General features: G+C 35.0%; 12 protein-coding genes and 1 tRNA gene. 6 read left to right on the forward strand and 7 right to left on the reverse strand.

Annotated elements, in window-relative coordinates:
• Positions 1-3: 3 nt before the first annotated feature.
• Positions 4-822, reverse strand: coding sequence for an outer membrane beta-barrel protein (locus tag OO013_RS03650; RefSeq protein WP_266055296.1), 819 nt, complete (start codon positions 820-822; stop codon positions 4-6).
• A gap of 174 nt (positions 823-996) precedes the next feature.
• Between OO013_RS03650 and OO013_RS03655 the strand changes: the two genes are divergently transcribed.
• Positions 997-1578: a hypothetical protein gene (locus OO013_RS03655; RefSeq protein WP_266055297.1), complete on the forward strand. Its 582-nt coding sequence runs from the start codon at positions 997-999 to the stop codon at positions 1576-1578.
• A 13-nt stretch (positions 1579-1591) separates the two neighbouring features.
• Positions 1592-3724 (forward strand): S9 family peptidase, encoded by a 2133-nt coding sequence (locus tag OO013_RS03660; RefSeq protein WP_266055298.1) that lies wholly within the window; start codon positions 1592-1594, stop codon positions 3722-3724.
• Between the two features lie 505 nt (positions 3725-4229).
• On the opposite strand, the gene OO013_RS03665 is transcribed toward OO013_RS03660, so the two are convergent.
• From OO013_RS03665 to mltG, 5 genes are all read right to left on the reverse strand, one after another.
• Positions 4230-4703, reverse strand: coding sequence for a hypothetical protein (locus tag OO013_RS03665; protein WP_266055299.1), 474 nt, complete (start codon positions 4701-4703; stop codon positions 4230-4232).
• Between the two features lie 453 nt (positions 4704-5156).
• Positions 5157-5241, reverse strand: a tRNA-Ser gene (locus OO013_RS03670).
• A gap of 82 nt (positions 5242-5323) precedes the next feature.
• On the reverse strand, positions 5324-6259 hold the full coding sequence (locus OO013_RS03675; RefSeq protein ID WP_266055300.1) for a YihY/virulence factor BrkB family protein: 936 nt from the start codon (positions 6257-6259) through the stop codon (positions 5324-5326).
• Positions 6259-6663 carry an acyl-CoA thioesterase gene (locus tag OO013_RS03680; protein ID WP_266055301.1) on the reverse strand — a complete coding sequence of 135 codons (405 nt, stop codon included), beginning with the start codon at positions 6661-6663 and terminating at the stop codon, positions 6259-6261. The genes OO013_RS03675 and OO013_RS03680 overlap by 1 nt, the downstream gene beginning before the upstream one ends.
• Position 6664: 1 nt before the next feature.
• Positions 6665-7702 (reverse strand): endolytic transglycosylase MltG, encoded by a 1038-nt coding sequence (mltG, locus tag OO013_RS03685; protein WP_266055302.1) that lies wholly within the window; start codon positions 7700-7702, stop codon positions 6665-6667.
• Between the two features lie 62 nt (positions 7703-7764).
• On the opposite strand from mltG, the gene OO013_RS03690 reads away from it, so the two are divergent.
• The 4 genes from OO013_RS03690 to OO013_RS03705 all read left to right on the forward strand — a co-directional run bounded on the left by OO013_RS03690 (position 7765) and on the right by OO013_RS03705 (position 12577).
• Positions 7765-8397, forward strand: coding sequence for an L-threonylcarbamoyladenylate synthase (locus tag OO013_RS03690; RefSeq protein ID WP_137089856.1), 633 nt, complete (start codon positions 7765-7767; stop codon positions 8395-8397).
• 287 nt (positions 8398-8684) lie between these two features.
• The gene (locus tag OO013_RS03695; RefSeq protein ID WP_266055303.1) at positions 8685-9176 is read left to right on the forward strand and encodes a YfiR family protein; all 492 of its coding nucleotides are present in this window, start codon (positions 8685-8687) and stop codon (positions 9174-9176) included.
• Between the two features lie 77 nt (positions 9177-9253).
• On the forward strand, positions 9254-9916 hold the full coding sequence (locus tag OO013_RS03700) for a WbqC family protein (protein ID WP_266055304.1): 663 nt from the start codon (positions 9254-9256) through the stop codon (positions 9914-9916).
• 120 nt (positions 9917-10036) lie between these two features.
• A complete protein-coding gene (locus tag OO013_RS03705; protein WP_266055306.1) occupies positions 10037-12577 on the forward strand; it encodes an ATP-dependent Clp protease ATP-binding subunit in 2541 nt (846 codons plus the stop codon).
• A gap of 57 nt (positions 12578-12634) precedes the next feature.
• On the opposite strand, the gene OO013_RS03710 is transcribed toward OO013_RS03705, so the two are convergent.
• Positions 12635-14719 (reverse strand): hypothetical protein, encoded by a 2085-nt coding sequence (locus tag OO013_RS03710; RefSeq protein ID WP_266055307.1) that lies wholly within the window; start codon positions 14717-14719, stop codon positions 12635-12637.
• Between the last annotated feature and the right edge of the window lie 86 nt (positions 14720-14805).

Here is a 14805-nt window from a genome sequence, read left to right on the forward strand (position 1 = left end):
ATTTTATCTGGTGAAAAACCTGGTTCCACCAAATACATAATTTACACCTATTTGAACACCAACAAGTAAAGAAGACCTTCTTTCGTAAAGCTCATCATACTTCTGTTCCTGCATATGCTGAATGAAATCCTCATTTCTAAAATCAGAAATAGCATAATTCATTCTAAGCTGAGTGCTGATCGATAAGTTTCTTGCGATATCAATATCAAATCCCATACTTGCTGCAATTTGAAATTCAGCTTCTTTAAACTCTCTGACAATTTCCTCCTCAGTGGTAAATAGCACTATCTCACCATCTGTAGCAGGAACATTATAATAATCCTCTCCAGGAACAGGCTCTGCTCCTTCAGGTGGAGTTACACCCTCTGGAATATAGTATTGTGATGCGTCATATTTAATTCTTTCACTGCCGGATGTTAAAAATGAAAGCTGAGGACCGATCATAAAATTAAATCTAGTCCTGTCAACTGAAGCACTCATGAATTTTAACAACACAGGGAGATGAATATAATTAGCCTCGAAATCACGGTATCCCTGAACAGTTTCATAAATGTCAACTACTTGGTAATACGCTCCCTGAATAGAGTAAATCGATTCAAGTTGTAAACCGAAATTATCAGTCAGGTCAACACCAAATGCAAGACCGATCGGAGCAAATTTTATATCGTTAGTTTGAACATATCTCGGATCAGATTTTAATCCTTTATCCAATACAAAATTCATCTGACCGGTGGTGGTAGCACCAACATGAACTTTTACCTGGGCAAATGCTGATATACTAAAAAGTAGAAACAGCCCTAAAAAAAATGATTTTGTTTTCATACAGATTGAATGTTTTTTCCTTATCAGGGTTCTTTATATATAATATGGAAATAATCAAAAAAGTAACCCCTTTGTAAGTAAATACAAAAAAGTATTATCTTTCGATATTGAAATATAATAGGCGCAAATTAAAATAAAACTTTAAATTGCCTTTCATTTTTTAATTTCAATCTAATGAGAACCTTACTTGCTTTTATTTTACTTGCTTTTCAAACACTTATTTATGGCCAGGTGCAAAAAGCTTCTCTGGTAGGGGATGAACTTTTTAGTGTGAAGAAAAAAAGTAGCCAATCATTTTTATACTTACATCAAAATGATTCAACAAAAGAATTTGATCATGCTAAATATAAAATCGATGCAAGCGATAAAGACAGTTTAAATCTGGCTAATGAAATCACTACTTTCAACTTAATGTGGGAGTCTGCTGTCAAAAGTGGTAACCTGAAAGTAAAAACTATTCAAATAGATAAACCTGAAAAGTTTAATGATGTATTGAAAAGATTAGCCAGTCATTATCTGGATCTTGAAGAAAAACCATTTCTGGATGACTATGAGGCAATCGGATTAATGATTCACGAATCAGGAGCTTATCGGCCTATTTATGAATATTTAAGATCAAAAGGCCTGGAAGTTGAAGGTGTAAAAGTAGAGCAAGTTGGAATTGCCAGAACTAAATCGCTAAATAACGTTGGAATACCAGGTTCCCCTATTGTTCCTATCCCATATTTAATTTATCTTCAAATAAAATCAGAATAACTTTTTATCTACCATGAAAATCTTCAGCCAAAGTTTAAGTTTAGCATTTCTTATGTTCCTGTTACAATTAATGACAGGATGTAGTAATAAAGAAAATAGTGAAAAAGAGATGAGTGCACCAAAAGCAGAAAAAAAAGATACAACCCTGACAATTCACGGACATTCACGAGTCGATCCGTATTATTGGTTACGCGACAGAGAAAATCCTGAAGTTATTGCTTACCTGGAATCAGAGAATGAGTACACAGAAAATATTCTTGCTCATACCACTGAACTTCAGGATAGTTTATTTGAGGAGATGAAAGGCAGAATAAAAGAGCGAGATCAATCTGCTCCTATCAAAAGTAACGGGTATTGGTATTATAGCAGGTTTGAAGAAAATAAAGAATATCCTATTTACTGCAGAAAAGAAGAAACACTTGAAGCTGAGGAAGAAATAATTCTGGACGCTAATAAAATGGCTGAAGGACATGAATATTTTAATGTTGCCGGCCTTGAAGTGAGTCCAGACAATAAACTATTAGCCTTTGGGGTAGATACAGTAAGCAGAAGGTTATACACTTTACACATTAAAAACCTTGAAACCGGAGAATTACTACCTGTTACAGCTGCTAATACTTCACCAGGATACGCCTGGGCTGATGATAATGAAAACATCTTTTATACTTCAAAAAATACCGAAACCCTCCTAAGTGAAAAAGTATACAGGCACAACATTAATGAACAAAATGATGAGCTAGTGTATGAAGAAAAAGACCAGTCATTTTATATAGGGGTTTACAGGGAAAAAACTGGTAAATATATTATTATCTGGAACAGCAGTACGACTACAAGTGATTACCACTTATTAGAATCAAATAATCCTCAGGGAGAATTCAAACAATTCACAAAACGAAGTTCGGGACATGAATATAGTATTTTCCCAGACAACGGAAAGTTCTGGATAATCTCTAATAAAGACGCTTTGAATTTTAAACTGATGTCTGCCGATCAGATCGGGTTAGATATAAGTAAATGGAAAACTGAGATTCCCCACAGAAAAGATGTATTACTTGAAAACATGGAGGTATTTGAAAGCCATCTTGTATTTGAAGAAAGATTTAATGGCCTCACTCACCTAAAAGTAAGGAATAAGGCCACCGAAAAAGAATACGAAATTAAATTTGAGGAAAACGCATATATCACTGGTATTGGCTCTAATGATGTTTATAAAACAGATGTACTTAGAATTTATTACAGTTCACTAACTACCCCTTTTTCTCATTTTGATTATAATGTTGAGACCAATAAAAGAACCCTGATCAAGCAGCAGGAAGTAGTTGGGGAATATTCAAAAGAGAATTATGAAACCGAGAGAATATCTATTAAATCTCGTGACGGGGTTGAAATACCCGTTTCATTAGTTTATAAAAAAGGTTTTAAAAAGGATGGAAACGGCCCATTATTACTTTATGGATATGGAAGTTATGGAAACACAATCGATCCTTATTTTGGAAGCGCCAGGTTGAGTCTTTTAAATCGAGGGTTTTGTTTTGCTATTGCCCATGTAAGAGGCAGTCAACTTAAGGGGAGAGAATGGTATGAAGAAGGTAAAATGTTTAAAAAGCAAAACACCTTTAATGATTTTGTCGATGTGGCCAAAGGTCTTATTGAAAAAAAATATACAGGCCCTGAGCATATGTATGCTATGGGTGGAAGTGCCGGAGGATTACTTATGGGAGCTGTAATTAACCAGGCTCCTGAACTTTTCAATGGAGTGGTTGCCGCAGTACCTTTTGTCGATGTTGTTACGACGATGCTGGATGAAAGTATCCCATTAACTACAAATGAGTTTGACGAATGGGGAAATCCTAAAAATAAAGATTCTTATGAATATATGTTGTCCTACTCTCCTTATGACCAGGTGAAAAGACAAGATTATCCAAACTTACTCGTAACTACCGGATTACATGATAGCCAGGTGCAATACTGGGAACCAGCAAAGTGGGTAGCGAAATTAAGAGATTATAAAACAGACAAAAACCTCCTTTTACTTAAAACCAATATGGAAGCAGGTCATGGAGGGGCATCAGGAAGATTTGAAAGCTTAAAAGAAACTGCTCTTGAATATGCTTTCATATTAGACCTGGAAAATAAAAACTTATAAATCAAAAAAGGCTGCCTATTGAAGGCAGCCTTTTTTTATTCTGTCTCGGGGTATATCCTTAAAACGTATTAATATTCTTTCCGGTTTTCATTTTTATAAAATTCACCAATATTATTAATGACAAAATCTGTAAACCAACCGAATATTCAGCTGAATAAATGTAAGGTAAGAGCATTTCTAAGAGAAAACAACAAATAATACAGTCTGGCAAATTTTGTTATTGCTTTTTATCCTTAACAACTAAAATCTTATTAATCAACAAGATTTTTGAAATTCCCCTGACTTAATTGGAAAATTTAAAAAAATATTTGTCAGATTTTGACATTAAAAATATATGTAATATATTCATGAAAAATTAACAAAAAGTAATCGAACACCACCACTATACTTTAGTTTTCAATAATTTGAAACTTGAAATTCGATCACACATAAAAACTTGTTAATAATTACGGAAGACTAATCTATCAATCAGATAAACGGGCAAATTTTTGTCCGTTTATTTTTTTTAATTGACTTTCAATATTTCTAACTGGGCGTCTAATAAAGAAGGAACAAACTTATAATTAATAATCGGAAATTTTTTACTGATTGACTCCAGAGATATATACCCGAATAAGTCTTTTGGTCTTATGAAAACTAATAGCTTCACGTTTTCTTTTAAAGCATTTGGAAGCCATTCTTCCTCCATATATTTAATTGATTCTCCCGGCATCGCTCTCAGATCGCTTGAATTAATTATAATATTATTGTTTCCTTTTGAGACCTTATCTAGTCCCCATTCCATTATTTCCACAAAGTCCTTAGGTTCTATTATACCTTTTATTGAAATACATAAGTATTGAACATCACCAACTACATCGATGTTTCCATAGCAATTATTTGAAATAGTTATTGCTTCATTAATTTCATGATCACTAAAAGCAAACACAGACATAAGCATTTTAAACTGACGTCTGATGATATCAGTAAATGATTTCATTTAATAAACACGTTTTAATCCTCTTTATTCGTTGATAATGTTTAAGTTGAGCTACCCTAAACATCAAATTTATGCATATATATGCACATTAACTTCCTGGTACTTAAGTTATACAAACGATAAGAAATATCCTAACTAAACATAAGTGATATAGTTAATTATTTACTTAAAAAATGTGACCGGAATTTTGAATTGGCTCACAATCCTTTTAGTCTTCCCCTAAAGAATAAAGTTCTGAGCTATCCGGTAGAGCTAGTAAACCAAAGTTTAACTCAAGTTCAGATTTGATTTTTAGAGGAGTAGGGATTATTTCATGACCCCGAATGGGGCGTGGGAGCAATCAATAGCCTTCCCTTGGCTATCGCTAGCCGACTTTCTTATTTCATTTCTTTTGATAAAGCAAAGGATATAAAATAAAAAAAGCCGGGCACTTTCGTGCTCGGCTTTTGTCTGCAGAGGAGGAGGGATTCGAACCCCCGGTACCTTGCGGCACGCCGGTTTTCAAGACCGGTGCATTCGACCACTCTGCCACTCCTCTTCGTGATCTTCCCCGTCTCTTTGTTAACGGGAGTGCAAATATAAATACAGATTTAAACTACGCCAATATTTTGATAAAAATTTTATCCATAATCTTCATGTTTTGCTTTATCAATACTCGCATTTAGCTCAAAACCAAGGAGAAAGATGATAGATAAAATATATAAATAAACCATGATTGCTATCAAAGCACCAATGGAACCATAGAATTTGTTGTAAGTTCCGAAATTATTAATGTAAAATGAGAATCCCATAGACGCCAGCATAAGAGATATAGAGGCGAATATTGCTCCGGGACTAAAAAACTTTAGTCGACTGTGCAAGCTTGGAGCAAAATGATATATCGAGGCAATTGTCAACAAGAACACAGCAAAGAGAATCACATACCTTAGCACAACAAATAGCACAAATGTCTTATCCGAAATAAATATTATATCCATCTGATCTAAGATCTCGATGGCATATTGAGCTACAATTAACAAGGCAGTAGCTACAATTAAGCCTAAGGCAAGAACAAAAGTTAACCCAAGAGCAATAAGTCTTGCTTTTACAAAACCTCGCTTTTCTATAGTCCTGTGGATACTGTTAAATGCCGACATTAATGACATCATTCCATTAGAAGATAAAAATAGTGAACTTATCAAACCAATACTAAGTAGTCCACCACGTTGCTTACTGATAATATCTTCTATAGTTGTACTAGTAAATTGATAGACACTTTCAGGCATGTTTTCAGCCAGAAAATCCATCACATTCTGAGTAAAGTCAATATCCCCCGTATTGATATAAGGTATCAAAGTGAAAAGAACTATAATAGCAGGAAAGATAGCCAGGGTGAAGCTAAAAGCAACGCTACTCGCCTTTTCTGAGATTCTATCAGTTTGAAGCTTTCGCAATAAAATAATCACAACAGAATAAAAAGAAATATCGTGCTTCTTAAGACGTTTCTCTTTAAGTCTGCTTACAGTTTTCCTGTAAGCTTCAGATTGCAATATACGTCGTTCAACTCTTTTCCTCATTAATAGAATTCATCAAAAAGATCAATAAGCTTTGCAGGAGGCCTGCAAGGCTTACCAGTATCTTTATTAACACAAACAAGTGTCGTACTTCCTTCTGTTAACAGTTCATTTTGTTCGTTCAAAATTTCGTACTCAAAATAAAACTTTAAACTGGGTTTCAAAGGTATTTTAACAATTACCTTCAGATGATCGTCGTATTTTCCCGGAGCCAGATATTTAAATCTACTATCCAAAACAGGAAGCATATATCCTTCCTCCTCCAATTGTTTATAACTAAACCCAAGCGCTCTTAAAGCTTCAACCCTTCCAACCTCAAAATACATCGCGTAATTACCATAATACACGTACCCCATTTGATCGGTTTCAGCATACCTTACTCTTATCTGCGTTTCATGTACGTACATATTACTCGTAAATTTTAGCTTTGTTTAAAGCATTTTGATATTGGCGAGCTTTCACCAGATGCTGGGATAATGTAGTAGAAAAATCATGATAACCGGAAAAATCAGGTCGAGCGACAAAATAATAATAATTATGATCCTGATAATTTAATACTCCATTTAATGAAGCTATCTCAGGACAATTAATCGGCCCCGGAGGTAAACCCGCATACATATAAGTATTATAAGGAGAATCTATTTCTTTATGTTTATTTAAAACTCGTTTTATAGAAAAATCACCAGCAGCAAATTTCAAGGTAGGATCAGCCTGCAATAACATCCCCTTTTTTAATCTGTTAATATATACCCCGGCAATTTTAGAATACTCCTCAGGCTTATTACTTTCTTCCTGAATGATACCGGCAAGAGTTGCTACCTCTATTGGGGTAAGCCCTGCCTTTTCAGCTTTAGCTCGTTTGTCATCCGTCCAGAAACGATCATATTCAGTTTTCATTCTATCCATTAACTCCTCAGAAGAAATGGTCCAGTAAACTTCATAAGTATTCGGAATAAACATAGCAAGGATAGTAGTATCATTAAACCCATATTTATTCAAAAGATCATCATTATTTAATGCTTCCAGAAAAGCAGCTGAATCCAGTTCAATATTATTAGTGATTTTCCCTGCCAGATCTTCTTTAAATCTCACATTATTAAATGTAATCATTACTGGTTCCTGTGCCCCACTTCGCAAAAGTCTGATCGCTTCCAGGTTAGTCATATCCGGAGTCAGTAAATATCTACCGGGCTTCATATTTTCATCATAATCCAGAATGGCCTTTGCCACAAAACCAAATGTCGCCGGATCTTCTACCACCTTATCTTTAAAAAGCTTTTTTAAAAAGGTGGTGAAATCTGTACTATCATTAACATAAACTATTTTGGCATCTCTTTCGACCAAAACATTTGGAGTATATAGCATTTGATAAATGTACAGTGAAAAAGTTGAGAGGATCACTGTTCCAGCTACTAAAGCAAAAATTAATCTTTTTCGTATTTTCATATTACTGCAAAATTAGTATTTTTCTTTTTACATTTTTATTCACTGGTCAAACTCCTTACTAAATGGAAGCGAAATTCATTCAAATACACCCTGACAACCCAAATCCTAAGAAAATAAAGGAGGTAGCACAGGTACTGGCAGAAGGCGGGCTAGTGATTTACCCCACCGACACGGTATATGGACTTGGTTGCGACTTAACAAATAGCAGAGCTATAGAAAAAGTTTGTCGGATAAAGCAGATATCAACTAAAAAGCTAAACCTTTCTTTTATTTGTTATGATTTGTCTCATATAAGCGAATATGCTAAAAATATAGACAATAGCACGTTCAAATTAATGAAAAGAGCATTACCCGGACCTTACACATTTATATTAAATGCTTCCAGCAAAGTTCCAAAGATCCTAAACGTCAAAAAGAAAACAGTTGGTATCCGTGTTCCTGACAATAATATTCCAAGAGAGATAGTTAATGAATTAGGCAACCCCATCATTACTACTTCAATAAAAGATGAAGATGAAATTATAGAATACAGTACTGACCCTTCATTGATCTATGAAAAATTCAAAAATCTTGTAGATATAGTTATCGATGGCGGTTACGGTGGAAACATTGCATCAACAGTAATCGACTGTTCGGATGACCAGGCTGTACTTTTACGAGAAGGATTAGGAAAAACAGAAGATTTGCTTATTTGATATATTTAATGTCTGAAAAAAACTTACTTGTAACATAATTTTGTCTCGAAAGATAGTTGAAAACCAAAGAACAAATCCTGCAATCGTTTTAAACGATATTTAACAGAATTTTCACTAATAAAAGCAACACTCAAACAGGTTGAAACAAAATATTATTTCATAATTTTCGTCATGAAAGAATAGTAAAAGGTTTCTTTTGACACTTCAAATTACACACCCCCCTTCTTAACAAACTTTTTTATTCAATTCATAGTCAGCAGATTTGCACTGTAAAACAAAGCTGATACATGAAGAATTTTTTTAAATTATTTGCAATAGCAATTTTAGCATTGACACTGAATTTTGACAGTGTTGCACAAAACGAAAAAATTAAAACTGCCTTTTTATATCAGTTTTCCAGATACATCCAATGGCCTGGAAACAATGGGGCATTCACCTATGGAGTTTATGGTGATGGTCCAATTTATAATGCCCTGGTCAATATGGCAAAGACAAGAACGGGGATCAATGTGATAAAAATCACCAGTTTGTCTCAGGCTAAGCAGTGTAATATTCTTTTTGTTACAGACAAGGTTGATAATATAGAGCAAGTCAAACAAGCTGTAGGAAACTCTCCTACGTTGATAGTAACCGAAAAAAGTGGCTTTGCTAAAAAAGGATCTGAGATCAATTTCACCAATGTAGGTGGTAAGCTTCGATTTGAAATGAACTCAGACAATCTCAAGAGAAAAGGATTATTAGTTTCAGGTGAATTAAAAAACCTGGCTATTATGATATAAAATTTCATGGTTTATAGTGGTTGTTTATAGGTTTTAGTTGATTAGTGCTAGTTGATTGGTTAATGGCTGTTCAAAAAATGAACAGCCATTTTTTTTTGAGTTTTTTTGGCCATTTTTACAATATGATTAATAATGAAGCGCCAGTAATAGACACCCAGTATTTTCCATCAATTGCCTGGTGGCATGCAGTATCTGACCTCGAAGAAATAGCTCTTGAAAAGCATGAGTTTTTCGAAAAACAAACTTACAGAAACCGATGCCACATTCTGGGTCCCAATAATATAGTTCGACTTACTGTACCTGTAATCGGAGCCCAGAAAAAAATAAAAACTAAAGATATTAAAATTGAAAATTCTCAAAGATGGCAATCGATCCATCTCAGAAGTATTCAGGCTTCCTATGGTAAAAGTCCTTTTTACGATCACTACATCGACTATATAGAGCCATTTTTTCAGAAGAATTATAAATACTTATGGGATCTGAATCTTGATGTTCTGACAACATGTCGCGACCTACTCGGACTTTCTGTCCAGTTCTCAGAAACTTCATATTATTCCAAAAATCATAATATAGACCTCAGATCTGTGATTAATCCTAAAAAATCATTAAAAGATTCGCTAAATTTTACACCTAAACCTTACTTTCAATGTTTTGGCAACAAATTTGAGTGCAATTTAAGTGTATTAGACTTAATTTTCTGTGAAGGACCAAATGCAATAAACTTCATTAAGCCAGAATAAAAAGAGATATAAAACAATACAAATAATTATTACGTTAACTAGTATAATTCAAAAGAATTAAATAGATTGATTAAAGCGATTTTACCGCTTTAATTCTCATAAAAAATCAGCCGGATTAGAATGGAAGCAAAATTTTCAAATAGAGTAAAAGAGGTGATCTCCATGAGCCGTGAAGAAGCGTTGCGATTGGGGCATGAGTATATTGGGACAGAACACCTCCTGCTAGGCATGATTCGTGAAGGTGAAGGTGTGGCAATTAGCCTGCTTAAGAAGCTCGGCGTTTCAATAGAAGAGTTAAAAGAGACCATAGAGCAAAACACGAGATCTACTGCAGGAAGTAATGTTAAAAATCTGGCAAATATACCTTTGACCAGGCAGTCTGAAAAGGTTCTGAAGATCACATATTTAGAAGCAAAAATCTTTAAAAGTCAATTAATAGGTACTGAACATTTATTACTGAGTATCCTGAGAGATGAAGATAATATCGCCACTCAGATTCTCGAAAAATTTGATGTCACCTACGATGTCGTAAAAGATCTTCTGGAATATCAAATGAATCATCCAAGTGCATCATCAGATACAGATGATGGTGACGAGGAAACTTCAAGAATATTCGGAAGCGGATCATCTTCAGGAAGTAGTGGATCTTCCAAAACAACTGAAAAGTCCAGAACTCCTGTTTTGGATAATTTTGGAAGAGACCTTACAAAACTTGCCGATGATGACAAACTCGATCCAATCGTAGGTCGTGAAAAAGAAATCGAACGAGTAGCACAGATACTGAGTAGAAGAAAAAAGAATAACCCTGTACTTATAGGAGAGCCCGGTGTTGGTAAAACGGCCATTGCCGAAGGTTTAGCTTTACGAATAGTTCAGAAAAAAGTATCAAGGGTCCTTTTCAATAAACGCGTCGTTACATTAGACCTGGCTTCACTAGTAGCGGGAACAAAATACCGCGGTCAGTTTGAAGAAAGGATGAAAGCCGTGATGAGTGAGCTTGAAAAATCTCCTGATGTAATACTTTTCATTGACGAACTTCATACTATTGTAGGAGCCGGTGGAGCTTCAGGATCACTTGATGCCTCCAATATGTTCAAACCCGCACTTGCAAGAGGTGAAATACAATGTATCGGAGCAACAACTCTGGATGAGTACCGTCAGTATATCGAAAAGGATGGTGCTTTAGCGAGAAGATTCCAGATCGTAATGGTTGATGCAACATCGCCTGAAGAGACAATGGAAATCCTCAATAACATTAAGGACAAGTATGAAAATCATCATAATGTAAACTATACTCCTGAAGCAATTGAAGCCTGCGTTAAATTATCTGACCGATATATTAGTGACAGATATCTTCCGGATAAGGCAATAGATATTCTGGATGAGGCTGGAGCAAGGGTTCACATTAACAATATTCATGTTCCTGATGAGATTCTCAACCTTGAAAAGGCTATTGAAGATATAAAAGACGAAAAAAATAAAGTTGTAAAAAGCCAGAAATACGAAGAGGCTGCGCAACTTAGAGATAAAGAGAAAAAACTACTTGAACAACTAGACTTCGAGAAAAAGAAGTGGGAAGAAGAAACTAAAACTAAGCGTTACACTGTCGATGAATCTGCTGTTGCTGATGTAATCGCGATGATGACAGGAATTCCTACCAAACGAATTGCAGAAACTGAAAGCGTTAAACTTCTCGGTATGAAAGAAGAGCTTCAGAAAAATGTGATCGGTCAGGATGAAGCAATCGCTAAGTTGACAAAAGCAATTCAGAGAACCCGAGTTGGATTGAAAGATCCGAAAAAACCAATTGGTTCGTTCATATTCTTAGGCCCAACTGGTGTTGGTAAAACTGAGTTAGCTAAAGTTCTTTCTTCTTATTTATTTGACAAGAAGGATAGTCTGATCAGAATTGACATGTCTGAATACATGGAAAAATTCTCTGTATCAAGACTTGTCGGAGCGCCTCCGGGTTATGTCGGGTATGAAGAAGGTGGTCAGTTAACTGAAAAAGTAAGACGTAAACCATATAGTGTGGTACTTCTTGATGAGATTGAAAAAGCTCATCCGGATGTTTTTAACTTGCTACTTCAGGTTCTTGACGACGGTATCCTGACAGACGGACTCGGCAGAAGAGTTGACTTCAGAAATACTATCATTATCATGACCTCTAATATTGGAGTCAGAGACCTTAAGGACTTCGGTGCCGGTATAGGTTTCAGTACCAAGAAAAAAGAGGAAAGCATGGATGAAATAATGAAGTCTACAATTCAAAGTGCACTCAAGAAAGCATTCAGTCCTGAGTTCCTTAACCGTCTTGATGATGTGATCGTGTTTAACTCTCTGGAAAGAGAACACATCCATAAGATCATCGACATTTCTCTGGAAAAATTATTCAGTAGAATAAAGGATCTTGGCTATGACGTCGAACTTACGGACGCTGCCAAAGATTTCTTGTCTAACAAAGGGTATGACCCACAATATGGAGCAAGACCGCTCAACCGAGCAATACAGCGATACCTGGAAGACAACGTAGCAGAAGAGATTCTAAAAGGGGATATCTCAGAAGGTGACGTTATCCTGGCAGATCATAAGAAAGATGAAGATCAGCTTACACTTAAGGTGAAAAGATCTAAAAAATCTGCTAAAAAGGACGAAGAGTAAGTATTAAGAATAATATTTGACCAAGAAGGCCTGGCTTAAATGTCGGGCTTTTTTATTTTAATATCCTCCGAAGTATTTTCTTAAAAACCATTCCACCGACACCCAGAGCAAAAGAATTGCCAATAACCACTTCCATTCTACCAGGGATCTGTAATTAATTTTAGAATGGATCTTTACTGTTTTATCAATAGAAATATCTTTGTGAATTTCTCCCAGCTGATCCATAGAATAAAAATTCCCTGATTGTTTATCTGCAAAAAATTTAAGATCAGTCCAATTGGCTTTTAGATTATTTTTCTCAAGACTAAATGGCTTAACAACGAACTGTCCTTGATCTGACACCCTCCTACCTTCAAGTTCGGCGCTTGCAGCATACCGATAAACCCCAGCTTTTAAGCCTGAAATCTTATACGGCGAGCGACTATTATTAAATTCATATTCCTGAACCAGAGAATCTCCTGAAAATATCTTGATTTTGACAGCATTTCCATAGATTGGTTCATATATATCATTATAAAATTCAGCCATTATGTTCAGGTTTTCCTGTTCAAGAATCTCTCTGTCTTGTGGATAAACTTTAAATTTCTTTTTATCTGAGTCTGCTGTTAACCAGCGCACCGTTTGATTTATTATTTCATCGAATACTTCATTATTACCTGTCTCTTTATGCTCAACCAATCTCACAGCCCACCACTTGGTTCCGAATAATAATGCTTTTTTACCGCCTTCCTCCTGATCTAAAACCAGCAAAGGCCTCCCGGTATTAATTCCATTAACTTGTTGTTCTAAAATTACAGTTCCTCCTTTGGTAATAGAATATTCACCAAATGGAGTAAGCACCGGAGGCACTTCAGATAATACCGAAGGGGTACTTTCCGGCAATGAAAACAGATTAAAAGAATTATTAAGCACTGGAGTTACATAATCAATTTGAGATCCTATCTGATCAATATTCAGGCCGCTGTAAATATTAGAAACGTATACTATTTCCCTTCTCTCAATTCCGGTTATAAAAACAGGTGAGCCAAATTTTTTCTCGATATTTCTGAAAATACTCATTTCATTCGCAGTTGAAGGAAAACCATGAGTAATGACAAGATCGGGTTTTAAATTTGTAGACATGATTGTGTCACGAGTACTGATCGATCTGATAAATAAGTTTACTTTGTAACCATCGCGAGATTCGATTGCAGATCTGATAGCTCCAATATCAGGATGAGGAGCATTAGCATAAATTAAAACCTGCTTTTTTCCTTCCAGAACTTCTATAAATATCTTCTCCTTGTTATTGATCACGTTTCTTTCATTCTCAAGAGTAGAAACAACCAATTCATATTCATTTAAGCCCTGAGTTTTAGCTTCAGGTAAAAAAGTAAAATCAAATGACTGAACAACGGAATTTATTTTCAAGGTTGTGTCAGATACTGTTTTACTCCCTTTTAATAATTGAACTCTAATGTTTTCACCAATGGCTTTCTCAGCAAGTAATTTAATATTAACAGGAAACTTGTTTCCCTGGTATGCTATAGAATTAGTTAACACTTCACTAATAGAAACATCTTTATATGTGGTGGTATCCCCAACACCCACGGCTGAAACTTCAAATGGATAGTTCTTGTAGCGAATATCCACCCCCCTGTTTATTATACCATCGGAAACTATTATTACATGAGATAAATTCCGGTTTGAATACCTGTTTAATATATATTCAAAAAACTGATTAAGATTTGTATAATTAAGTCCCAACTGAAGATTATCCACAGATTCATATGTCTGACCGGCAATGTCTGTTAATATCACCTCAACATCCTCTTCTTTAAAATGGTCTTGTAGTTCGTTTATTTTATTTTTCAGCTCAACTACTTTTACAGAATCAAGACTTTCACTAATGCTTTGAGAATTATCTATCCCCACAATAACCAATGGTATTTCATCCTCATTTATTAATTGCTTGATTACAGGATCGAGTAAAAGTCCAAGCAGAATAAAGATCAGTACTCCTCTGAAGATACTGAGTAATAAATTAAGTTTTTTTCCCCATGGAGCTTTTTTAGAATATAAAAAATAAGACAATACCACTGCAAGGATTGCAGCAGGCAACAACCATAAAAAACTGTATTGAGTTGATATATCTGATATCATACAATGGAGATGTTAATTTCTAAATCTACAAAATAAATACTCCTGAAGCATAAAAAAAGGGGGTAAAATACCCCCTTAGATTTTTA

It is taken from the genome of Mangrovivirga halotolerans (genome assembly GCF_026241165.1).
GTDB classification, from domain to species: Bacteria; Bacteroidota; Bacteroidia; order Cytophagales; family Cyclobacteriaceae; genus Mangrovivirga; species Mangrovivirga halotolerans.